The organism is Streptomyces sp. NBC_01723 (assembly GCF_036246005.1).
GTDB lineage: Bacteria > Actinomycetota > Actinomycetes > Streptomycetales > Streptomycetaceae > Streptomyces.
This window is the reverse complement of sequence record NZ_CP109171.1, coordinates 88,079-110,874: the sequence shown is the minus strand read 5'-3', so window position 1 is coordinate 110,874 and position 22,796 is coordinate 88,079. Positions and strand designations below refer to the sequence as shown.

General features: G+C 73.0%; 20 protein-coding genes and 1 pseudogene. 18 read left to right on the top strand and 3 right to left on the bottom strand.

All coding sequences use genetic code 11. The annotated features are described in order from the left end of the window. The first annotated feature begins 90 nt into the window (after window positions 1–90). Together OIE75_RS00520 and OIE75_RS00515 are read left to right on the top strand one after the other, a co-directional pair. Window positions 91–1,902 (top strand): acyl-CoA dehydrogenase, encoded by a 1,812-nt coding sequence (locus tag OIE75_RS00520; RefSeq protein ID WP_329468947.1) that lies wholly within the window; start codon window positions 91–93, stop codon window positions 1,900–1,902. A 94-nt stretch (window positions 1,903–1,996) separates the two neighbouring features. Next, window positions 1,997–2,959, top strand: coding sequence for a 4'-phosphopantetheinyl transferase family protein (locus OIE75_RS00515; protein ID WP_329468946.1), 963 nt, complete (start codon window positions 1,997–1,999; stop codon window positions 2,957–2,959). Window positions 2,960–2,971: 12 nt separating this feature from the next. Here the strand turns inward: OIE75_RS00515 and OIE75_RS00510 are convergent, their stop codons facing one another. Continuing rightward, on the bottom strand, window positions 2,972–3,439 hold the full coding sequence (locus tag OIE75_RS00510; RefSeq protein WP_307017464.1) for a nuclear transport factor 2 family protein: 468 nt from the start codon (window positions 3,437–3,439) through the stop codon (window positions 2,972–2,974). Window positions 3,440–3,604: 165 nt separating this feature from the next. Between OIE75_RS00510 and OIE75_RS00505 the strand changes: the two genes are divergently transcribed. From OIE75_RS00505 to OIE75_RS00470, 8 genes are all read left to right on the top strand, one after another. Continuing rightward, a complete protein-coding gene (locus tag OIE75_RS00505; RefSeq protein ID WP_307017467.1) occupies window positions 3,605–5,086 on the top strand; it encodes an FAD-dependent monooxygenase in 1,482 nt (493 codons plus the stop codon). A gap of 47 nt (window positions 5,087–5,133) precedes the next feature. Then, on the top strand, window positions 5,134–5,829 hold the full coding sequence (locus tag OIE75_RS00500; RefSeq protein WP_329468945.1) for an antibiotic biosynthesis monooxygenase family protein: 696 nt from the start codon (window positions 5,134–5,136) through the stop codon (window positions 5,827–5,829). A 103-nt stretch (window positions 5,830–5,932) separates the two neighbouring features. After that, complete coding sequence (locus OIE75_RS00495) at window positions 5,933–6,262, top strand: TcmI family type II polyketide cyclase (RefSeq protein ID WP_329468943.1); 330 nt, start codon at window positions 5,933–5,935, stop codon at window positions 6,260–6,262. Window positions 6,263–6,360: 98 nt separating this feature from the next. Next, on the top strand, window positions 6,361–6,636 hold the full coding sequence (locus tag OIE75_RS00490; RefSeq protein ID WP_307017473.1) for a phosphopantetheine-binding protein: 276 nt from the start codon (window positions 6,361–6,363) through the stop codon (window positions 6,634–6,636). 13 nt (window positions 6,637–6,649) lie between these two features. Next, the gene (gene fabG, locus OIE75_RS00485) at window positions 6,650–7,435 is read left to right on the top strand and encodes a 3-oxoacyl-ACP reductase FabG (RefSeq protein WP_329468940.1); all 786 of its coding nucleotides are present in this window, start codon (window positions 6,650–6,652) and stop codon (window positions 7,433–7,435) included. Window positions 7,436–7,503: 68 nt separating this feature from the next. Further along, a complete protein-coding gene (locus OIE75_RS00480; RefSeq protein ID WP_307017476.1) occupies window positions 7,504–8,448 on the top strand; it encodes an aromatase/cyclase in 945 nt (314 codons plus the stop codon). A gap of 1 nt (window position 8,449) precedes the next feature. Beyond that, window positions 8,450–9,955 (top strand): FAD-dependent oxidoreductase, encoded by a 1,506-nt coding sequence (locus tag OIE75_RS00475; protein ID WP_329468938.1) that lies wholly within the window; start codon window positions 8,450–8,452, stop codon window positions 9,953–9,955. 101 nt (window positions 9,956–10,056) lie between these two features. Next, window positions 10,057–11,574: an FAD-dependent monooxygenase gene (locus tag OIE75_RS00470; protein WP_443078434.1), complete on the top strand. Its 1,518-nt coding sequence runs from the start codon at window positions 10,057–10,059 to the stop codon at window positions 11,572–11,574. 172 nt (window positions 11,575–11,746) lie between these two features. On the opposite strand, the gene tnpA is transcribed toward OIE75_RS00470, so the two are convergent. Continuing rightward, window positions 11,747–12,163, bottom strand: coding sequence for an IS200/IS605 family transposase (gene tnpA, locus OIE75_RS00465; protein WP_329468936.1), 417 nt, complete (start codon window positions 12,161–12,163; stop codon window positions 11,747–11,749). Window positions 12,164–12,188: 25 nt separating this feature from the next. Between tnpA and OIE75_RS00460 the strand changes: the two are divergent. After that, window positions 12,189–13,396, top strand: a pseudogene (locus OIE75_RS00460) (RNA-guided endonuclease InsQ/TnpB family protein). 34 nt (window positions 13,397–13,430) lie between these two features. On the opposite strand, the gene OIE75_RS00455 reads toward OIE75_RS00460, so the two are convergent. Further along, window positions 13,431–14,513 carry a methyltransferase gene (locus OIE75_RS00455; RefSeq protein ID WP_307017486.1) on the bottom strand — a complete coding sequence of 361 codons (1,083 nt, stop codon included), beginning with the start codon at window positions 14,511–14,513 and terminating at the stop codon, window positions 13,431–13,433. A 267-nt stretch (window positions 14,514–14,780) separates the two neighbouring features. Between OIE75_RS00455 and OIE75_RS00450 the strand changes: the two genes are divergently transcribed. From OIE75_RS00450 to OIE75_RS00420, 7 genes are all read left to right on the top strand, one after another. Then, window positions 14,781–15,110 carry a 4Fe-4S dicluster domain-containing protein gene (locus OIE75_RS00450; RefSeq protein ID WP_307017489.1) on the top strand — a complete coding sequence of 110 codons (330 nt, stop codon included), beginning with the start codon at window positions 14,781–14,783 and terminating at the stop codon, window positions 15,108–15,110. Continuing rightward, window positions 15,107–17,071 carry a hypothetical protein gene (locus OIE75_RS00445; RefSeq protein ID WP_329468935.1) on the top strand — a complete coding sequence of 655 codons (1,965 nt, stop codon included), beginning with the start codon at window positions 15,107–15,109 and terminating at the stop codon, window positions 17,069–17,071. Before OIE75_RS00450 ends, OIE75_RS00445 begins: the two co-directional genes overlap by 4 nt. Before the next feature lie 10 nt (window positions 17,072–17,081). Further along, the gene (locus tag OIE75_RS00440) at window positions 17,082–18,470 is read left to right on the top strand and encodes an amidase (RefSeq protein WP_307017493.1); all 1,389 of its coding nucleotides are present in this window, start codon (window positions 17,082–17,084) and stop codon (window positions 18,468–18,470) included. Window positions 18,471–18,556: 86 nt separating this feature from the next. Next, window positions 18,557–20,008, top strand: coding sequence for a glutamine synthetase family protein (locus tag OIE75_RS00435; RefSeq protein WP_329468934.1), 1,452 nt, complete (start codon window positions 18,557–18,559; stop codon window positions 20,006–20,008). A gap of 32 nt (window positions 20,009–20,040) precedes the next feature. Further along, window positions 20,041–21,327 carry an adenylosuccinate lyase gene (gene purB, locus OIE75_RS00430; RefSeq protein WP_307017497.1) on the top strand — a complete coding sequence of 429 codons (1,287 nt, stop codon included), beginning with the start codon at window positions 20,041–20,043 and terminating at the stop codon, window positions 21,325–21,327. Beyond that, entirely contained in the window at window positions 21,311–21,715 is a 405-nt protein-coding gene (locus tag OIE75_RS00425) for a GNAT family N-acetyltransferase (protein WP_307017499.1), read from the top strand. The genes purB and OIE75_RS00425 overlap by 17 nt, the downstream gene beginning before the upstream one ends. A gap of 122 nt (window positions 21,716–21,837) precedes the next feature. Continuing rightward, window positions 21,838–22,635 (top strand): response regulator transcription factor, encoded by a 798-nt coding sequence (locus OIE75_RS00420; protein WP_329468933.1) that lies wholly within the window; start codon window positions 21,838–21,840, stop codon window positions 22,633–22,635. Window positions 22,636–22,796 lie beyond the last annotated feature (161 nt).

The following is a 22,796-nucleotide window of genomic DNA, read 5'->3' as shown; positions in this document are numbered from 1 at the left end:
ACCGCCTCCCCCCGGGCCGCACCCCTCCCGCTCATCGCGCTGTTCTTGCCCCTCCGCCCCCGCCGGACGGGCCGACGTTGGAGGTCGCACGTGAACGACAGTCTCACCGCGGGTTCCGGCACGACCGTGGCCGCGGGTGTGACCGCTCACGCCCGGGTCCCGCGGGTCTTTGGTGACGGAGCCGCCCGGGCCCGGTACCTCGAGGACCTGCTCGGCGACCCCTTCGCCGACGGCAACCCGCACGGCCAGCAGGCGCTGCTCGCCGCCGACGAACGGCGCGAGGTACCCGCCGCCACCGAAGACCTGCTCGGCCGCTTCAAACTGGCCGCCGAGTTCGTGCCCACCGTCCTGGGCGGCCGCTTCACCGGCGTCGAGGCACTCACCCAGGTGCTGCGGCCGGTCTTCCGCAGGGACGTCGCGCTCGGCTTCGGCGCCGGGGTGACCGCCCTGTTCGCGGCGTCCGTGGTGTGGACCGCGGGCGACGAGCGCCAGCGCCGGGACACCGCGTCGCTGCTGCTCGGCGGCGGCCGGATCACGATCCTGCACCGCGAGTTCGCCCACGCCAACGCGATCCTGCGCGGCGAGTACACCGCACGGCCCGCGCCCGACGGCTACGTGGTCGACGGCCGCAAGGACGTCGTCATCAACGCCGACCGCGCCGACACCTTCGTCGCCTACGTCCGCACCGCGCCCGGCGACGGCCCGGACAGCCACTCCGTGTTCCTGCTCGAGAGCGGCAGGCTGCCGGCGCACGCCGTGCACCGGCTGCCCCGCGCCCGCACCCACGGCATGCGCGGCGCACACTACGCGGGGCTGCGGCTCGAGGACTGCCCGGTGCCCGCCGACGCCCTGGTGGGAGAGCGGGGCGAGGGCGTCAGCCTCTCCCTGCGCACCTTCCAGGTCAGCCGGGCGCTGGTGTCCGGCGGTGCTCTGGTCGGCGGAATGGACAGCGCGCTGCGCTACGCCGTCCGGGCCGTCAGCGAGTCCCGGCGCGGCCTGACACTGCGCGGCCGCCGCGGCCGGGTGCTCGCCGGAGTCTTCGCCGACCTGCTCGCCTGCGACAGCCTCGCCGTCACCGGTCTGCGGCTGCTCGACCTGGCGCCCGAGCACGCACTGGTTCCCTCCGCCGCCGTCAAGTACGCCGTGTCGGCACTGCTCCATGAGGACCTCGACGAACTCGCCGCGGTGCTCGGTGCGCGCGGGTACGACCGCGGCCCCGCCTACGGCGGCTTCCAGAAACTCGTGCGCGACCTCCCGGTGGCCGGGCTCGGACACGCCGGCACCGCCGACACCCAGGCCGTGCTCGTCCCCCATCTGCGCACCCTCGCCCACGCGGCCCGCGACGCAGACAACGGACAGGAAGCACCCGGCGCCCTCTTCACCCCGGGTGCCGGGCGCAGCGCGCTCGACTTTAGACGGCTCGACGCAAAACCCCGCGATCCGCACAGCGGCTGCGACGGTCTGCTCGCCGTACTGCCCGGCGCCGCCGCCCGGCTCGACGGCACGCGGGACCGCGGCCCCAGGTGGGCCGCGCTCGCCGACCTCGCCCGCGCCTTCGCCGCCGAGGTGCACAGCCTCGCCCAGCGGTGCGCCACCCTCCTGGGGCGCCCGGACACCGGGGCGCTCGCACCGGCCGCGTACGTCCTCGTCGACCGGTACTGCCTGCTGCTCGCGGCCGCGTCCTGCCTCGGGGTCCGCGAGAACGCCGGCCTCGGCACCCCGGACGGCGGCCTGCTCGCCGAGCCCGAGTGGGCGCTGATCGCCCTGACCAGGTTCGGCCGCCGCCTCGGACTGGACGTGCCTGACCTGCCGGACGGCATCACCCAGGAGCTGGCGGCCCGGCTCGTGGACCGGTACCGCGACGGGCGCAGCTTCGACCTCTACGGGATGCGGCTCGCGTGAGGCCCCCACTGGGCAGAAACGATCCGGCCCGGGATGCCGGCCGGCCCGGGAGCCGGCCGCCGGACCCGCAGGACGACGCTGGGAGGCGAACACCATGAACCACAGGGAGCCTGTGGCCGCACGCGGGGACGACGGCCGCGTCACGGACGACATCGACTCCCGTGACGCCGTGGGCGTCCTCGACACCCTGCGGCGTCTGAGCGCACTGGGCGTCGTCGCCACCGCGCACGGTTCCGCCGTCGCGCCGCCCGTGCACATCCCGCGCCCGGACAGCTCCTGGCTGCGCATACGCGAGGACCTCCTGGAGCGCGGGACCACGGTGGCGTACGCGACGTGGACCGAGTGGTTTCCCGCGGTGCTCACCACGCCGCGCCTCGAGGCGCTGCTGGGGCGGGACTGGAACCGCTACACCGGCACGAACGACCCCGCCGTCCGCAGCCGGTTCGCCGCTTCCCGGCTGCTCATCAAGTACACCGCGGCGGCCGCGCTCGGCATCCGGCCCGAGGACATCGACATCGCCTACCGTCTCGGCGGCCGCCCCTACCTGCGCGGCCTCGACCAGGTGGAGGTCGCGCTGACGCACACCGGTGAGCTGATGGCCGTCGGGATCAGCCGGATGGGCCGGATCGGACTGGACGCCGAGTGCGCGGACCGGCGCTTCGACCTGGACCTGATGCTCGGCCGGATGTGCACGCCGGCCGAGGTGGCCGAACTCGACGCGCTGTCCGCGCAGCAGCGGGCGGCGTGCGTGCTGCGGCTGTGGACCCTGAAGGAGGCGTACACCAAGGCGCTCGGGCAGGGCATGCGGCTCGCCTTCACCGAGTTCGGCTTCGGCCTCGCCCTCGGCGGCCTGCGCACCCCCGACGGTGCCGCGGCACTCGGCGACGAGTGGGCGTTCGCCACCCATCCGGTGCTCGGCCGCTACCTGATCAGCGCGGCCTGCCACGACGCCGGGCTCGACCCGGCCGGGGACACCTCGGTCACCACCATGCTGGACCCGCGCCTGCTCACGGCGATGACCCCGCCCGGGGAGGAGGGCCCGGCCGTGGACATCTGAGCCCCGCGGTGATCAGCCCCGTACGGGGGGCTCGCCCTCGGTGAACAGGACCCGGAACGACAGCTCGCCGATCCGCCACCCGGCAGCCGTCCTGCGGGCCTCGCCGGAGGCGAGCGTCCCCGCACGAAAGAGCGGCGGCCGGTCCCCGCCCGGGTGATGCACGTGCGTGGTCAGCACGTTGGCGCGGAACACCGCGCTGTCCCCGGTGACGGTCACCACCGCCGGCGAGCCCAGGTGCTGGGTGCGCGCGAACGCCGCGAGCGAGGCGCGGTGCCACTCGGCGAGTCCGGCGCACCCCTGGTGGCGGCTCATCGGGAAGGCGACGGTCGCGTCCTCGGTGAACAGGCTCCGGGCCCACGCGTCGTCGGGCTCCTCGTCGTCGAGCGTGACCAGATAACGGCCCATGAGTTCGGCGACCACTGCGGCGTCCGCGGAATCGGCGGCCGCGGCCGAATCGGCGGGCAAGAGAGGGGAAGTCACCGCTCGAGCATGGCGCCGGGCGCGGCCGGCGGACCAGCACCCTGCCAGAGATCTGACATTACCGGCGAAGTTCTGTAATGGATTGCGCAAAGCCTGTACCGGACTCGCTTTACCGTTCCTCCATGGTCCGGCAATACTCATCAAACACCAGTCGGAAGAGGGAAGATGGACACCTTTGACGCGGACGTGATCGTAGTAGGAGCAGGGCCCACCGGACTCATGCTCGCGGGCGAGTTGAGTCTCCATGGAGTCTCCGCCCTGGTCGTGGACCGGCTTGCCGAACCCATCAAGGAATCCCGCGCCCTCGGCTTTTCCGCGCGCACGATCGAGGAATTCGCACAGCGTGGACTCATATCCCGGCTCGGCGATGTCGACGTCATTCCGTTCGGTCATTTCGGTGGAGTGCCGCTCGACTACCGGGTCATTGCGAACGGCTCGTACGGAGCCCGCGGAATCCCCCAGTCGCGGACCGAGGGCATGCTCGCCGGCTGGATCGCGGAGCGCGGTGTCGAGGTGCGCCGCGGAGTCGAGGTCACCGGCGTCGAACAGGACGACGACGAGGTCCGCGTCCACGTGGCCACCGCCGAGGGCACCGGCACGCTCCGCGCCCGCCACGTCGTCGGCTGCGACGGCGCCCGCAGCGTCGTGCGCACCAGCGCCGGGATCGACTTCGACGGCACCGCGCCCACCGTCGAACTGCGCTTCGCCGACATCGCCGGCGTACAGCTGCGCCCGCGCTTCAGCGGCGAGCCGGTGCCCGGCGGCATGGTCATGGTGCTGCCGCTCGGTCCGGACCGCAGCCGCGTCATCTACTACGACCGCGCACAGCCGATGCGCACCGGCCAGGGCCCGATCACCTTCGACGAGGTCGCCGAGGCGTTCCACCGCCTGTCCGGCGAGGACATCAGCGGCGCCACACCGCTGTGGGTCTCCTCGACCACCGATGTCAGCCGGCAGGCCACCCAGTACCGCAAGGGCCGCGTCTTCGTCGCCGGCGACGCCGCCCACATCCACCTGCCGATCGGCGCCCAGGGCATGAGCGCCGGCATCCAGGACGCCGTCAACCTCGGCTGGAAGCTCGCGCTGGACGTCAAGGGCCTGGCCCCCCAGGGGCTGCTCGACAGCTACCACTTGGAGCGCCACCCGGTCGCAGCCCGCATCCTCGCCAACACCCTCGCCCAGCGCACCCTTTACCTCGGCGGCGAGGAGGTCGCGCCGCTGCGGCAGGTCTTCGCCGAGCTGGTGCGGCACGAGGAGGTACAGCGCCACCTGGTGGGCATGGTCACCGGGCTCGACATCCGCCACGACGTCGGATGCGACCGCCACCCGCTGCTGGGCCGCCGCCTGGAGGACAAGCAGGTCACCCGGGACGGCGTGAAGCAGGGCGTCTTCTCCTTCCTGCAGCCGGGCCGTGGCCTGCTGCTCGACCTCACCGGGAGCGAGGATCTGCGTGCCGCCGGCCACGGCTGGTCCGACCGCGTGGACACCGTCACCGTGCAGGACGCCGAAGACGGCCTCGGCGCCGTGCTCGTCCGTCCCGACGGCTACATCGCCTGGGTGGGCGCCGCCGGTGAGGGACCGGCCGCCGGTGCCACGGGCATGCCGCTCACCGACGCGCTCGCCCGCTGGTTCGGCCCCGCCGCCTGACCGGTCCTTTTGACCGCACACACGTATCCCGAGGAAGCGAAGGAACCATGCCGATCATCTCCACCGAGGACAACTACCTGACCGTCCTCAACCTGTTCACCACCGACACCCCCGAGCACCAGGAGCAGCTGCTCACCGAGATGGGCAAGATCGTCGACACGGCTGCCTACGAGGGATGGATCTCCTCGACCGTGCATGCCGGGCAGGACACCCCCGGCACCGCCAACCTGATCCAGTGGCGCAGCGGCGAGGACCTGGAGAAGCGTTACGCCGGCGACGAGTTCAAGCACCGCACACTGCCCGTCTTCCGCGAGATCACCACGGCCATCCGGCTGCTGCAGAACGAGATCGCCTTCTCCCAGGCCCACCCCGGTCTCGGCGGCCGCGTCGAGGTCTCGCCGGGGCGCGACGACTACACGGCCATCGAGGTCCACCGGGTCGCCGAGGCCGACCAGGCCGAGCTGGTCAAGCTCCTGGGCGAGGGCCAAAAATGGCTGGTGAACGTCCCCGGCTACCGCTCGCACAGTGTCTTCAAGGGGCTGCGCGCCATGTTCGTCGAGGGCGCCTTCGCCGTCGTCTACTCCCAGTGGGACAGCAAGGAGAGCTACGAGGCGTTCCGCGACCTGCCCCACGCGCGCAAGCCCAAGCCGCGGCAGACCAACGACGAGCGCATCGCCGAGCTGCAGATCGCGTGCGACGCGAACACCTACCGCGTCGTGCACACGCGCGCCGCGGGCGAGTAACCCGGCCCGCGCACCGGGTGGCGCGCGCCGGCCCTACGGCGTCGGCCGCCGGCCGGCACCCGTGCCCCGCGCACCCCATCGGACCCGCCAAGGAGCGAGAACTATGCACAGCACGCTGATCGTGGCCCGCATGGCGCCCGGCTCGAGCGCGGACGTCGCCGAACTGTTCGCCGAGTTCGACGCGACCGACATGCCGCACCGGATGGGCACCCGGCGGCGCCAGCTGTTCGCCTTCAACGGCCTCTACTTCCACCTCCAGGACTTCGACGAGGACAACGGCGGCGAGCTGATCCAGGGCGCCAAGGACGACCCGCGCTTCGTGCGGATCAGCGACGACCTCAAACCGTTCATCGACCCCTACGACCCCGCGACCTGGCGCTCCCCGGCCGACGCCATGGCACGGCGCTTCTACCGGTGGGAGGCGTCCGCCTGAGCGGACGGCACACCACCGGCGGGCCGCCGGCCGGCCTGTGCGCACCAGAAACGATCAGCTGGGGCGCGCCACCGCCCCGAGACCGAAGGAAGCACCCCATGGCCAGTATCCAGTTCACCCTCGACGACCTCCGGCGCATCCTTCTCGAGGCCGCGGGTGCGGACGAGAACGTCGACCTCGACGGAGACATCCAGGACACCACGTTCGCGGTCCTCGGCTACGAGTCCATCGCGCTGCTGGAGACCGGCGGCCGCATCGAGCGCGAGTACAACATCGTCCTGGACGACGACGACCTCGGCGACGACATCACGCCGCGCGACCTGCTCGACATCGTCAACGCCCAGCTGTCCCTGCCCGGGGCCCGGGCCGCCTGAAAGGGAGCACCCCATGTCCGACTCCACCCGCAGGGTCGCCCTCGTCACCGGTGCGACCAGCGGCATCGGCCTGGAAGTCGCCCGGCTGCTGGCGCACCAGGGACACCAGGTGTTCATCGGCGCGCGCGACGCGGACAACGTCGCCCACACCGCCAAAGCGCTGCGCGAGGAGGGCCTCGACGTGGACGGCCGGCAGCTCGACGTCCGCGACGCCGCCTGTGTCAAGGAGTTCGTGCTCGGTGCCGTCGCCGCGTTCGGCACCGTAGACGTGCTCGTCAACAACGCCGGCCGCTCCGGCGGCGGTCCCACCGCGGACATCACCGACGAGCTGTGGAACGACGTCATCGACACCAACCTCAACAGCGTGTTCCGGATGACCCGTGAGGTCCTGACCACCGGCGGCATGCGCGCCAAGGACCGCGGCCGGATCATCAACATCGCCTCCACCGCCGGCAAGCAGGGAGTCGTCCTCGGCGCCCCCTACTCGGCCTCCAAGCACGGGGTCGTCGGCTTCACCAAGGCCCTCGGCAACGAACTCGCGCCGACCGGCATCACCGTCAACGCCGTCTGTCCCGGATACGTCGAGACGCCGATGGCCCAGCGGGTGCGGCAGGGCTACGCCGCGGCGTACGACACCAGCGAGGACGAGATCCTCAAGAAGTTCCAGGCCAAGATTCCGCTCGGCCGCTACTCCACGCCCCAGGAGGTCGCGGGCCTCGTCGGCTACCTCGCCTCCGACACCGCGGCGTCCATCACGTCCCAGGCACTCAACGTCTGCGGCGGCCTCGGCAACTTCTAGGCCGCCCGCCCACCGGGAGCCCGCGCTCCCGCCGTCCGCACAGCCGGTACCGCCGAGGAGAAGCCGTCATGACGACTCGTGAGGTCGAGCACGAGATCACCATCAGCGCGCCTGCCGCCGCCGTCTACCGTCTCCTCGCCGAGGTGACCAACTGGCCGCGGATCTTCCCGCCCACCATCCACGTCGACCGCGAGGAGACCGGCGGCGACCAGGAGCGCATCCGCATCTGGGCCACCGCCAACGGTGAGCCCAAGACCTGGACCTCGCACCGCACCCTCGACCCCGAGGCCCTGCGCATCACCTTCCGCCAGGAGGTGCCGGCACCGCCGGTCGCCGCCATGGGCGGCACCTGGATCGTCGAACCCCTCGACGAGGGCACCTCGCGCGTCAGGCTCCTGCACGACTACCGGGCCATCGACGACGACCCCCACGACCTGCTGTGGATCGAGCGGGCCGTGGACAGGAACAGCACCAGTGAACTGACCGCGCTGAAGGAGAACGTCGAGCGCGTCCACGCCGCCGACGCGCAGGAACTGACCTTCTCCTTCACCGACACCGTGACGATCCACGGCTCGGCCAAGGACGCCTTCGCCTTCGTCAACGAGGCGGGGCTGTGGCCGCAGCGGCTGCCGCACGTGGCCCGTGTCCGCTTCACCGAGGACACCCCGGGCCTCCAGGAGTTGGAGATGGACACCCGCGCCAAGGACGGCTCCACGCACACGACGAAGTCCTACCGGGTCGTCCTGGGCCACCACCGCATCGCCTACAAGCAGGTCACGCTGCCGGCCCTGATGACCCTGCACACCGGAGTGTGGACCTTCGAGGAGACCGAGGACTCGGGTACCACGGCCAGCTCCCAGCACACCGTCACCCTCAACACGGACAACATCGCCCGGATCCTCGGCCCCGAGGCGACCGTCGCCGATGCCCGGGCCTATGTGCACGGCGCGCTCAGCACCAACAGCCTCGCCACCCTCGGCCACGCCAAGGACCACGCGGAGCGGAACCGCTGACATGGCCGGCGCCCCGCACCCTAACGGCCGGTCTTCGCGCACCGGGCCCGCCGAGACGGTCGACACCCAGGTGATCGTCGTCGGCGCGGGCCCCGTCGGCCTGCTGCTCGCCGGTGAACTGGCGCTGCGCGGCATCCAGGTGACCCTCGTCGAGCGGCGCCACGGCCCGACCACGGAGTCCCGGGCCTCCACCCTGCATGCCCGCACCATGGAACTGCTGGACAGCCGGGGTCTGCTCGCGGACCTCGGCAGCCCGCCGTGCGAGCCGCGCGGTCACTTCGGCGGCATCCCCCTCGACCTGACCCTGCCCGGTCCCTACCCCGGACAGTGGAAGGTGCCGCAGACCAGGACCGAGGCGGTCCTGGAGGAGTGGGCCCTCGGCCTCGGCGCCGACCTCAGATGCGGCCACACCCTGCACGCCGTGCGGGACCTCGGCTCCCACGTCGTGGCGGCCGCCACCAGCCGCCACGGCACCCGTGTCACCCTGCGCGCCGCCCACCTCGTCGCCTGCGACGGCCAGGACTCCACGGTGCGCAGCCTGGCCGGCGCCGGTTTCCCCGGCACCCCGGCCGCCCGCGAGCTGCTGCGCGCCGACGTCGAGGGCGTCGACATTCCGAACCGGCGCTTCGAACGCCTCCCCGGCGGCCTCGCCGTCGCCGCCCGCAACCCCGCCGGCGTGACCCGCGTGATGGTGCACGAGTTCGGTGCCGCGGTCCGCGAACGCGCCGGCGCCCCGGACTTCGACGAGCTGGCGGCCGCCTGGAAGCGCGTCACCGGGGAGGACATCACCGGCGCCACCCCGCTGTGGGTGGGCCACTTCGACGACGAGAACCGGATCCTGGCCCGCTACCGGCACGGCCGCGTCCTGTTCGCCGGGGACGCCGCCCACCGGCAGATGCCCATCGGAGGCCAGGCACTCAACCTCGGCCTCCAGGACGCCTACAACCTCGGCTGGAAGCTCGCCGCCGCCGTCGACGGCACCGCACCCGCCGCTCTCCTCGACAGCTACGACACCGAACGCGCCGCCGTCGGCGCCGCCGTCCTCGGCAACATCCGGGCCCAGGCCCTGCTGCTGCTCGGCGGCCCCGAGGTGGAACCGCTGCGCACGGTCCTCGCCGAACTCGTCGCCCACGAGGAGGTGCGTGCCCCTCTCGCCGCAATGATCAGCGGCCTCGACGTCCGCTACGACGTCGGGGGACCCGAGCACCCACTGCGGGGGGCGCGGCTGCCGCACGTGCGGCTGCGCGTCGGCGAGATCGTCTGCACCACGGCCGAACTGCTGCGCTCCGGGCGCGGGCTGCTCCTGGGTCTCGGCGCCCCGCCGCCGCGGCTCGACGCCACCGCGGCCGGCCGTGTCGACACGGTCACCGCGCACCCGGCCCCCGGCTCACCGCTCGAACGGACACCGGCCCTGCTGGTCCGGCCCGACGGCCACGTCGTCTGGGCGGGCGGCAGGGACGGGAACGGGCTCGCCGAGGCGGCCGGGCGGTGGTTCGGCATTGCCTGAGCCGTTCGTCCCCGGACCGGACACTTCCCGCCCTCGCACGCCCCCGCCGAGCACGGACCACTGAAGATGAGAGGGATTTGACCACCATGCAGGACACCACGATGGACGCCGACGTCATCGTCGTAGGCGCAGGCCCGACCGGACTGATGCTCGCGGGCGAACTGCGCCTGGGCGGGGCGGAAGTGATCGTCCTCGACAAGCTGCCCGAGCCCACCGGCCAGTCCCGCGGCCTGGGATTCACCGCCCGCGCGATGGAGGTCTTCGACCAGCGCGGGCTGCTGCCGCGCTTCGGGCAGGGCGAGACCCTGGAGGTCAGCCCCGTCGGCCACTTCGGCGGGGTCCAGTTCGACTTCACCGCCCTTCAAGGCGCCCACTTCGGTGCCCGCGGTATCCCGCAGAGCCAGACCGAGGCCGTCCTCGCCGCATGGGCCACCGACCTCGGTGCCGAGATCCGCCGCGGGTACGAGGTCCTCGCCGTCGCCGACGGCTTCCTGGACGGCGACCACGTCGAGGTCACCGTGGGCACCGCGGACGGCGTGCGGCAGCTGCGCGCGCCCTACCTGGTGGGCTGCGACGGCGGCAAGAGCACGGTGCGCAAGCTCGTCGGCATCGACTTCCCCGGGACCGAGGCCACCCGGGCGATGTTCCTCGCCGACGTGACCGGCCTCGACCTCAAGCCCCGCTACCTCGGCGAGACCCTTCCCAACGGCATGGTGATGGCCGCCCCGCTGGGCGAGGGCGTGCACCGCATCATCGTGTGCCCGCACGGCGCCGCCGCCCGCAGCGCCGACGACACCGTCACCTTCGAGGAGGTCGCCAAGGCCTGGGAGCACATCACCGGCGAGGACATCAGCGGCGGCGGCGCCGAGTGGGTCAGCTTCTTCAGCGACGCGACCCGCCAGGCCGCCCAGTACAGACGCGGCCGCGTGCTGCTGGCCGGCGACGCCGCGCACATCCACCTGCCCGCCGGCGGCCAGGGCCTGAGCACCGGCGTCCAGGACGCCGCCAACCTCGGCTGGAAGCTCGCCGCCGTCGTCACCTCACGCGCCGACGAGGCCCTCCTCGACACCTACCACGCCGAGCGCCACCCCGTCGGGCGCCGCCTGCTGATGAACACCCGCGCCCAGGGCATGGTCTTCCTCGGCGGCGACCAGGCCGAGCCGCTGCGCCGGATCATCACCGAGCTGACCGGCCACGACACGGTCCGCCGCCACCTCGCGGGCATCGTCTCCCACCTCGACATCCGCTACGACGGCATCGACGGCAGCGAGCCCGGCGACGGCGGGAGCACGCACCCGCTCCTCGGGCGCCGCCTCGGCAAGACGCCGCTGACCGGGCCCGACACAGAGACCGACACCTTCGCCCTGCTGCACGCCGGACACGCTGTCCTGCTCGACCTCGTCGGCGACCCCGGCCTGCGCGAGGCCGCCGCGCCCTGGGCCGGCCGCGTCGACGTCGTGACCGTCACCGCCCGCACGGCCGACCGCGGTGCCGTGTTCGCGGGCGCACAGGCGGTGCTGGTCCGGCCTGACGGACACGTCGCGTGGACCGGCGCCGGCGCCGTGGACGGCCTCGCCACCGCCCTCGCCCGCTGGTTCGGCGAGCCCGCCGGACACTGACGTACGCAGTGAGGGGTGCCGCCCAAACCAGCGGGCGGCACCCTCACTGCTGCGCCAGAGCTACCGGGACTGTTCGCAGTGCAGCGGGCTTCAGCCCGGTGGTGAAGCGAATCTGAGAGCTGCTCTGACCTCAGCTGTGTGCACGGATCCGCATCGTTCACCTCAGCCCAGGTCAGAGCGGCCGGTTCTGCTGCTCGATGTACTGCTTCACGATGCTGGGCGGTGCGCCGCCGACGGAACCGGCGAAGTACGAGCCGGACCAGAGTCGTTGTGCCCGCCAGTAGTGGCGGACGAGGTCGGGGAACTCCTGGCGCAGCCGCCGGGAAGAGACGCCCTTGAGGCTGTTGACCAGCTTGGACACGGCGACCTTCGGCGGGAAGTTCACGAGCAGGTGGACGTGGTTGTTCTCGCCGTTGAACTCGACCAGCTCGGCCTCGAAGTCCTCGCACACGGCCCGCATGATCTCCTCGCACCGCGTCAGGTGTCGATCGGCGAAGACCTTGTGCCGGTACTTCGTCACGAAAACCAAGTGGACATGCATGCGGAAAACACAGTGACGACCAGTACGAACATTCTCATCAATACCCATAAACCAATTGTGTACCGTGATCCGCGTGCAGCTTCGGTACAGCTTCCGTCTGTACCCGAGCGCCGGTCAGCGCAGCGCGTTGGCGAGGGCGTTCGGGTGTGCGCGGGTGGTCTACAACGACGCGCTCCGCGCTCGGGAGACCGCCCGCAGCGAAGGCATGCCGTTCCCGAAGGCCGGGGACCTGTCGAAGGCGCTCATCACCGAGGCGAAGAACACCCCGGAGCGGGCCTGGCTCGGCGAGGTGTCGGCGGTCGTCCTCCAGCAGTCCCTCCGCGACCTGGACACCGCGTACAAGAACTTCTTCGACGGGCTCAAAGGCAAGCGCCCCCGTATGGGCGCACCCCGGTACAAGTCGCGGAAGGACACCCGGCAGGCCGTCCGGCTTACCGCGAACGCCCGCTGGTCGATCACGACCGGCGCAAAGCTGCGTCTGCCGAAGATCGGCGACGTCAAGGTGAAGTGGTCGCGGACGCTGCCCTCCGTGCCGTCGACGGTGACGGTGGTCAAGGACAGTGCGGGCCGGTACTTCGCGAGCTTCGTCGTGAAGACCGGCCCGGAGGAAGCCCTTCCCGAGGTCACACCCGAGCTGGGCATCGATCTCGGGCTCGGGCACTTCGCGGTCCTCTCCGACGGGACGAAGGTCGACAGCCCGCGCTTCCTGCGCCGCGCCGAGAAGCGCCTGAAGAAGGCACAGCGCGCCCTCTCCCGCAAGGAGAAGGGCTCCAGCAACCGGGACAAGGCCCGGATCAAGGTCGCTCGCGCACACGCGAGGGTGGCCGACGCACGCCGCGAGTTCCACCACCAGCTCTCCACGAAGCTGATCCGCGAGAACCAAGCGGTCGCCGTGGAGGACCTGGCGGTGAAGGGACTCGCCCGCACGCGCTGGCCAAGTCCGTCCACGACGCCGGATGGTCGGCGTTCGTGAACATGCTGGAGTACAAGGCCGCACGGTACGGGCGCACCTTCGTGAAGACCGGCCGCTTCGAGCCGACCTCCCAGGTGTGCTCGCAGTGCGGCGTGAAGGACGGCCCGAAGCCGCTGCACGTCCGTGTGTGGACGTGTGGGGCGTGCGGGTCGGTCCTGGACCGGGACATCAACGCGGCGGTCAACGTCGCCAAGGCGGCCGGACTGGCCGTGTCAGCCTGTGGAGCGCAGGTAAGACCGGGACTCGTCCCGGCACCGCGCAGCGAAGCAGGAACCCACCCGACACCGCAGCCTTCAACGCCGCGGTAGGCGGGAATCGCCGTCCTTCAGGGCGGCGAGGATGTCAACGGAGACTGGCCTCCACCACCGAGATCGCCGCGGGCGTCTGCACCACCCGCTCCAGCCGGAAGCCGGCCTTCGCCAGCAGTTCCCCGTACTGCCCGGCCGTCCGCTCCCGGCCGCCCACCAGCAGCATCAGCCACAGGTCGACCAGCTTCGAGGAGTGCGCGGCGTTCGGCTTGTCGGGCACGACCATCTCCATCAGCAGCAACCGTCCGCCCGGCCGCATAGCGGCCCGCACGTTGCGCAGGATGCGCAGGGCCTGCTCCTCGGGCCAGTCGTGCACGATGTGCTTGAGCACATAGGCGTCCCCGCCCCCGGGCACCGGCCCGAACAGATCGGCGGACACCACCTCGCACCGGTCGGCGACCCCCTGCCCGGCCAGGTAGTCGGCCGCACCGTTCTCGTCCACCCGGGGATCGGCCAGGATGCCGCGCACGCCCGGCGACTTCCCCAGGATCCCGGCGAGCAGCTCGCCGCGGCCCGCGCAGAAGTCGACGACCGTGCCGAAGCGCGAGAAGTCGTACGCCGCGAGAACCGGCTCGGTCTCGGTGGCGGACATCGCGCCCATGCCCTTCATGAACACCTCGCCGTACTCCGGCTTGGCCTCCATGAACTCGAAGGCGGTCATACCCCGCAGCTTCGGCAGGCTCGGCTCGCCGGTGCGCACCGCGTCGACGAAGTGCGACCAGTCCTCCCAGTGGATCGGGTGGCCCATGAGCCGGGCGATGCCGCGCATCGACATCGGCGCGTCCTCGAGCAGCGCCGCCCCCATCGGGGACATCTCGAAGGAGCCGTCCCCGCGCTCGGCGAACACGCCGTTCGAGGCGAGCAGCCGCATCAGCCGCTGCAGGGTCTGCGGATGGGCGCCGACGCGCTCGGCGAGCCGTTCGGCGGACAGCGGACCGTCTCTCAGCGCTTCGGCCACGCGCAGTTCCGCGGCGGCGTAGAGGGCCTGGCTGAGCATGGCGCCCTGGACCATCTCGAGCAGCGAGAACGGTGCCGGGGCCAGCTTGCGTGCCAGCCGCTGCAGACCGGTACGCACGCCTTCGACGACCCGCACGACGCGGGCGGGCGGCAGGGGCATGGGTTCCTCCGTGGTGGGCGGCGGGCGGCCGGACGGCTTGCCCGCGGGCGGGCGGGTCGACGCGCAGCGGACGCGACGGTCCGCGTGCACGAAGGACACCAACGGTCCGGCGGCGCGCACGGGCCGCGCTCGCAGCCGACTCGAGCGGACGTCGCGGCCCTCCAGTTGGTCCCCACCCGCGCTCCGGGGGCAGTCGAGGCAGCCCGGTGACGATCGGGACCGTCCGGCTCGGCTTGGCCGAGCAGAGTCCCGGAGGGGGCCGATCCCGTGAAGAAGCTTGCTTCGTCCGCCGCGCTGTCGGAGCGCGCCGATCGCATCGCCGCACGCTCTCGCGCCGGCAACTGGAAGAAGCCCCCGCGACGCATCGAGGCGTCCGAGTGCATCACCTGCGACAGCTGCCTGCGCGGCTGCCCCGCGGAGTTCGGCGCGATCTTCGACCGGGGCCTGGACGTGGTGATCGTCCCGGAGCTGTGCTCGGGCTGCCCCGCCTGCGTGCTCGAGTGCCCGGTCGACTGCATCTACGTCGACGAGGACTGGACCCCGACCGACGACGCGCTGTGGAACCACGTCGAACTCACCGCCGCGAGGGCCGCATGAAGGAGCCCGCGGGGCGCCCCGAATCCCGCCGCGCCGCCAACGCGAGGAAGCGAATCAGCCGCCGTCCCAGCCGGCTCGGCACCCCCGCCGGCAGCACGGCCAAGCCGGACCGGGTGAGCGACCCCGACGCGGGGTTTTCCGGGCTGCTGCGACGCGTGTGGCGACGGGCGAGCGAGGCCGGGGACCCGCGAGCCGCGCTCGACGTCCTGCTCACCCTCGACGGACACGTCCCCGCGGACGTCCCGTTGCGGGCCCTGAACCGTGCGGAACAGGCGGCCCTCCTCGCGCTGTTCGGCCTGAGCTGGCGTGACCCGGACGACCTCGGTGACAGCCCCGCCGACTCGCCCGGGGCCCGTGCGGCAGCGCCCGCGCGATCGGCCTCCCGTCTGTCCGGACGCCCCGCCTTCCTCGGCGAGATCGGGCTCACCACCAACGGCCGCATCGCCCTGCGCACGCCCGGCGCCCGCCCCCTGGACCCCCGCGACCTGGTCGGCGGAGTGCTCCGCGTGCCGTACGACCGCGCCGCGCTCGCCGCCTACCGGCGCGAACTCGAGCGCGCCCGGCAGCACAGTGCCGACAGCGTCGCCGACTGCCGCTTGTGGCTGGCCGGGCAGGGTCCCGAGGGCCGGGCCGCGCTGGTCGACCAGGCCCGGGAGGCGGCGCTGCGCACCGCACCGTTCGTCCTCCACCAGGAGGACACGCAGTACACGAACTTCCGGGGGCAGAACACGCTGACCGGCAAGACCCTGTGGCCCGGCCACCCCGACTGCGCGCTGAGCGCGCTGCAAGACCTCCCGTTCGACCTGTGGTCGGACCAGGACGTCCAGCTCGTCGTCTGCCTGACCCTGCTCATCCACTCGGCCGGCTTCGGACGGATCGAAGAGGCCAACGGCACCCAGCTGACCGTCGACCACGTCGCGTACACGCTGGAGCGGGTGCGCCGCGCCTACAACGCCGTACCCGGGCCCGAACCCGTGCCCGCGGCGGCCTCGCGGCGCGTCGCCGACCTGGACCGGCTCGCCGTGGCGCTGCGCGAGCGACGCCGGGAGCTGGGTGGGCGCGCCCAGTTGTACCGCGAGATCCACGGGGTCCTGATGCACAAGGTGGAACGGGTGGCCGCTCCTGCGGGGCCCGTCGCCGGGGCCCGCGAGGACGCCGTCGCCGAACGCCTGCGCGCGAGGCTGCCGCTGGCCGGCGGCACGCTCGCCGAACTCGGCCGGGAGCTGGCCGCCGCGCCCGGCTGGCTCGCCGAACCGCACGGAGCCTTCGGCACCGGCCTGGAGTCCCTGGTGTACGAGACCGTGGCCGCCACCGTCGACGCCTTCGGTGCCGACTTCGCGATGAGCCGCGGCATGCGCTCACTGCCGGACCTGGTGCGCGCGCTGCGCGGCGGGAGCTGGGCGGAGATCTGCGACTGGGACATCACGCACTTCTTCTGCTGCGTGGTGCCGCGGCCGGCGGCCGCCGCCCACTTCGGCGGCTCCGAAGCCGCACTCGCCGACGCCGCCTGGGCGATGTCCTCGCGCATGCAGTACAACTCCTGGCACTTCGTCGCCGGCAATCTGCCCAGGGTGCCCGAGGTGGTGGCCCGCGACCACTTCGTGCCGCCCCTCATCCCGGACGTCGCGTTCTTCTCGGACCAGCACCACCACGGGCACGTCAGCAACAACGTGCGCTTCTCGCTGCGCTCCCCGCAGTCCGTCGAGGTCGACGGCCGCCGCTTCGACGGCTTCATGGACCTCAGACTGCTGCGCTGCGCCGGGGACCCGTTCGGCGAGCAGGACCTGCTCGCCGCCCACCGGGTGTCGGGGTTCATCGCCCGCGCCACCTCGCTGGCCGCCGGGCTCGTCGCCGCCGGAACGGACCTCGAGGTCACCGCGTTCGACGCCGGCTGGCACTGGAGCGCCGTCACCGGCCGGCAACCCGCGTCCGCGGCCGGCCAGGAACGCCGAGCGTCGTGAAGGGAGACCGATGACCGCCCACGGCGTCAGCCGCACCAGGGAACTCCTGCGGCGGGGCGAGGTGTCCGCCGTCGAACACACCGCCGCCGTCCTGAGCGCGGCGCGCGAGCGCGACACCCTCGAGGCGTACGTGGCCGTTGCGGGCGAGGAGGCACTGCGCGCCGCACGGCGCGCGGACGCCCGTATCCGGGAACTCGGCGCCGACGCCTGGCGGACCATGCCGCTGCTCGGGACCACCGTCTCCGTGAAGGACCTGCTGCAGACCCGTCACCTGCCCACCCGGCGGGGCTCGCTGCTGCCCAACGACCGTCCCCGTGAGGATGCGCCCGCGGTGGCCCGGCTGCGCGCCGCCGGTGCCGTCGTCGTCGGCAAGACCGCCACCTCCGAGTACGGCTGGAGCGCCTCGACGGTCAGCCGCGTCGCCCCGCCCACCCGCAACCCCTACGACCCCCGCCTGACCGCGGGCGGCTCCAGCGGCGGCGCCGCCGCCGCCGTGGCGACGGGCCTGTGCGACGCGGCCCTCGGTACCGACGGGTCCGGGTCGATCCGGATACCGGCGGCGTTCTGCGGCGTCGTCGGCTTCAAGCCGTCCCTCGGCCGCATCCCGTACGTGCCCAACAGCGCCGACCGTCTCGCCCACCAGGGCCCCATCGCCCGCACCGTCGCCGACGCCGCGCTGCTCGCGCAGGTCATGGCCGGTCCGCACCCGGCCGACCCCGACTCCGGCCTCGGCTCCCTCGACGCGCCACGCACCGCGCGGGCGCTGCGGATCGGCTGGATCGAGTACGACGGCACCGCCGGCGAGGTCCGCCGCGTCACCGAACAGGCCCGCCTGGCCCTGACGGACCAGGGACACCTGGTCGAGGACGTCGAGGTGCGCTGCACCCACCTGTACCCCGCGCTCGTCGACCTCCTCGCCGCCTCCGAGGCGGCCGGGGCCCGTCCCGAGGACGACGAGCGGGCCGACCCCGGCCGCCTGGCGGTGATCCGGCACGGACGCACCCTCGGGGGCGCCGACGTGATCCGTGCCGAGGAGGTCCGCCAGAACCTGCGCGCCACCCTGCGCACGGTCATGGACCGCTACGACATCCTCGCCATGGCCACCGTTGCGGTCGAGCCGTTCGCCGCCGACGCCGTCGGTCCGCCCTGGGCGGCCGATGCCCGGGACCTTCAGTGGCTGGCCTGGGCACCCGCCTCGTACCCCTTCAACATGACCGGCCAGCCGGCCCTGTCGCTGCCCGCCGGACTCACCCGCGCCGGCCTGCCGGTGGGTGTCCAGCTGGTCGGTCCGGTCGGCGCCGACGACCTGGTCGTGCAGCTCGCCGGACGCCTGGAGGCCGACCTCGGCACACCGGTCCCGCCGGGCGCGCGCGTGCCGGAACCCGCGATCGCCCGATGACGCACGCCCGTGGAAAGGACGTTCCCATGTACGCCAGGTCATGGTCCTCGCCCGCAGCGCAGGGCAGTGTCGGGCAGCCTTCGTTCGTGGCCGATCACGGGCTGTGGGACGAGGCCCGGACCGCCGCGGCCGAGCGGGTCGAGGCGAGCCTCGCCGGCCTCGACTTCGTGCGCCTCGTCTTCGGCGACCCGCACGGTCTGGCCCGTTCCAAGACCCTCACCGCCGACGCGTTCCGCACCGTGCTGCGCAACGGCATGAACTTCAGCCCCGGCCCGTTCGTCTTCGACACCGGACACGCCGTCGCCGTCGACTTCCTCGGCGACCACGGCATCGGCGTCGACGAGATCGCCGGCGCCGGGAACTTCGTCCTGGTCCCCGACCCGCTCACCTTCCACCCGCTGCCGGGCGGCGACGCACGCACCGCCTGGGTCATCGGGGACGAGTACCTGCGCGACGGCAGCCCGCACCCGCTCTCGTCGCGGACCGTGCTGCGGCGCGTCGTCGACCGGTACACCGAGCGGGATCTCGCGCCCGTCCTCGGCCTCGAGGTCGAGTGGTACCTCACCCGGCGCCTCGACGACGCCCCCGGCAACACCGGCAACGGCTTCGGGCTGCAGGGCGGGGCACCGCGCGTGTCCGCCCTGAACGCCGGCTACCAGTTCAACCTCGACGCGTACTACGACACCGTCGCCCCCCTCACCGACCCGCTCGCCCTGCACCTGCTCGCCCTCGGCCTGCCGCTGAGGTCGATGGAGCACGAGTCGGGGCCCGGCCAGGTCGAGACGACGTTCGCCCCGATGTCCGCCCTGGACACCGCCGACGCGATGCTGCTCTTCCGCACGGTCACCAAGAGCTGGTGCGCCCGACGCGGACACCACGCCTCCTTCATGTCGCAACCGCTCCTGGACGCCGCCGACCCCAGTGGCTGGCACCTCAACCAGTCGGTCACCGACCTCACCACCGGCACCAACCTCTTCGGCACCGAAGGCCCCTCCGGCGGGCTGTCCCCGCACGGCAAGGCGTACGCGGAGGGGCTGCTGAACTGGGCCCGCGAACTGTTCCTCCTCTCGGTGCCCACCGTCAACGGCTACCGGCGGCTCGCCGCCGAGCACACCCTGGCGCCCACCCGGCTCGGCTGGAGCGAGGAGGACCGCAGCGCCATGCTCCGCGTCGTCGGCCGCGGTGCCGGGGCGCACATCGAGAACCGGATCGGCGAGCCGTGCGCCAATCCGTATCTCGCCGTCGCCGCCCAGCTGTTCGCGGGCCTCGAGGGGATCGCTGCGCCGGCCGCACCCGTGGAGGCCGCCGGGGCCGCGGTGCCGGGCGATGCCGGCCTCGTACCGCAGGGGCTGCGCGAGGCCCTGGACGCCTTCCGCGCCGGCCGTGCCGCCCGGCTGCTCGGCGACCCGCTCGCGGCCTGCCTGGCCAAGCTGAAGGAGAGCGAACTGCGCCGCTTCGAGGCCTGGTGCCACACCTGCCCGCCGGCGCCCGGACAGGTCACCGAGTGGGAACAGCGCGAGTACTTCGGCGCCTACTGACCCCCCCCGCCCCCCCAGACGAAGGGCGTCGCATGATTGCCCGCTACACGCTGCCCGACATGGCCCGCCTCTTCGACGACCGCACCCGCTACGCCACCTGGGCGCGGGTGGAGATCCTCGCCTCCCAGGCCCAGGCCGACCTCGGCCACATCCCCGCCCGGGCCGTCCAGGACATGCGCCGTGCCCGCGTACCCGACCCCGAGCGGGTCGCGGAGATCGAACGCGAACGCGACCACGAGGTGCTCTCCTTCCTCGCCGCCTGGTGCGAGGACATCCCCCAGCCCTCCGCCCGCTGGGTGCACCACGGCATGACCAGCTACGACCTCGTCGACACCGCGCTGGGCCACACCCTGGCCCGCGCCACCGACCTGCTCACCGCCGCCGCCCTGCGCCTGCGCCGCGTCCTGACCGGCCGCGCCCTGGAGCACTGGGACACCGTCATGGCCGGCCGCACCCACGGCATGCACGCCGAACCCACCACGTTCGGCCACAAACTCGCCACCCACGCCTTCGCCGTCGACCGCAGCCTGCACCGGCTCGCCGCCGCCCGCCAGGCCGTCGCCGTGGGCACCGTCTCCGGCTCCGTGGGCACCTACGCCCTGATCGACCCGCGCGTGGAGGAACACGTCCTGGCCGCCCTGGGCCTGGCCGCCGAACCCGCACCCAGCCAGGTCGTCGCCCGCGACCGCCACGCCCAGCTCCTGCAGGCCGTGGCCACCCTCGGCGCCTGCGTCGAACAGATCGCCCTGGAACTGCGCCTGCTGCAGCGCACCGAGGTCCGCGAGGTCGAGGAACACCGCACCGGCGCCTACCAGGGCTCCAGCGCCATGCCCCACAAACGCAACCCCACCACCAGCGAACGCCTGTGCGGCCTGGCCCGACTGCTGCGCGGCTACGCCGACACCGCCCTGGAGAACGTCGCCCTGTGGCACGAACGCGACCTCGCCCACCAGAGCGTGGAACGGGTGATCCTGCCCGACAGCCTCTGCGTCGGCCACTTCCAGGTCACCAGGGCCGCCGACCTCGTCGACTCGCTCACCGTCGACGCCGACCGCATGCGCGCCCACCTCGATGACACCGGCGGCCTCCTCTACAGCTCCGCCGTCCTCGCCGACCTCCTCGCCGGCGGCACGGAACGCGAACACGCCTACCGCAGCGTGCAGGCCGCCGCCCACCGCACCCTCGCCGGCGGCGAGGACTTCGGCGCCGCCCTGGCCGCCCACGGCATCCACACCACCGCCCTGGCCCCCGAGCGCTACCTCACCCACCACGACGTCATCCGCACCCGACTGGAGAAGCTGCATGAGCTGGAAGACTGAACGCGTCACGGGCGCCGCCCTCGACCTGGACGAGGCCCTTCGCGTCTACCGCGACTCCGGCCTCGGCGCCCGCCGCCCCCTGGCCGACCGCGCACGCTTCGCCGCCATGCTCGCCGGCGCCAACCTCGTCCTGGCCGCCCGCGACGAACAGGGCACCCTGCTGGGCCTGGTCCGCGCCGTCTCCGACTTCTCCTACGTCACCTACGTCAGCGACATCGCCGTCGTCCGCGCACACCAGCGCCTGGGCATCGGCCGCGCCCTCATCAACGCCACCCGCGACGCGGCACCCGCCGCCAAACTCGTCCTGCTGTCCGCGCCCGCGGCCGCCGGCTACTACCCGCACATCGGCTTCACCCGCCACGAGTCGGCCTGGGTCCTCACCCCCTGACCGGCACGCCGCCCAGACGGCCAGCAGGGCTGTACCGGCACTCCACCGCGCGTGCCTAGATTCACCCCCCGGGGGCCGCCCACGCGCCCGCGGCCCGCCGTACCGGACCCCCCGGGGGAGGCATGACCCACACACCGGCACAGGCCTTGCTCGCCGCCCGCCCGCCCGAGCGTGCCGCCCCGCGGACCGCGGGCGGGCACGAGCCGGCCGCCGCCCACGCGGCGGCGGCCCTCAGCCGGCCCTCCGGGCGCCGCGTCCTGGTCGTCGACGCCGACACCGGCAGCGCCGACCTGCTCCTGACCCAGCTGCGCCGCCACGGCCACCACGCCCTCGGCGTACGCCGCGGCGGCGACGCGCTGCGCGCCCACGAGGACGCCGACCTGGTCCTCCTCGACCTCGAACTGCCCGACCTGGACGGCCTGGAGGTCTGCCGGGCCCTGCGGGCCGTCAGCCGGGTGCCCGTCATCATCGTCACCGCCCGCGCCTCCGAACTCGACTGCGTCCTGGGCCTGCAGGCGGGTGCCGACGACTACGTGGCCAAGCCCTACGGCCTGCGCGAGCTGATGGCCCGCATCGAGGCCGTGATACGCCGCGCCGAGTGGCAGCCCGCCGCCGCCCGCGAGATCCGCCACGGCCTCCTGCACATCGACACCGGCTCCCGCGAGGTCCTCGTCGGCGGCGAGGAAGTCGCCCTGACCCGCAAGGAGTTCGACCTGCTGTGCCTGCTCGCCTCGCACCCCGGCACGGTCGTCCCCCGCAAACAGCTCCTCCAGCGCATCTGGGGCGACTCCTGGTCCCGCCGCACCGTCGACACCCACGTCAGCAGCCTGCGCGGCAAACTCGGCGACAGCGGCTGGATCGTCACCGTGCGCGGCGTGGGCTTCATGCTGGGCAGCCCCCAGCCCGGTGCCCGGCCCTGAAGGCCCGAGAACGGGGACCGGGCGGTGCGTGCCGCCGCTGGATCTTTCCGGCCGGCGCAGCATGTGCGGCCGCGCCCGCGGCCGGTGCGCGTCACAGGGACGCCAGCCAGAGTGCGGCCGCGTCCGGGTGGCCGAAACGGAAGGTCTCCACAGGGGCGAAA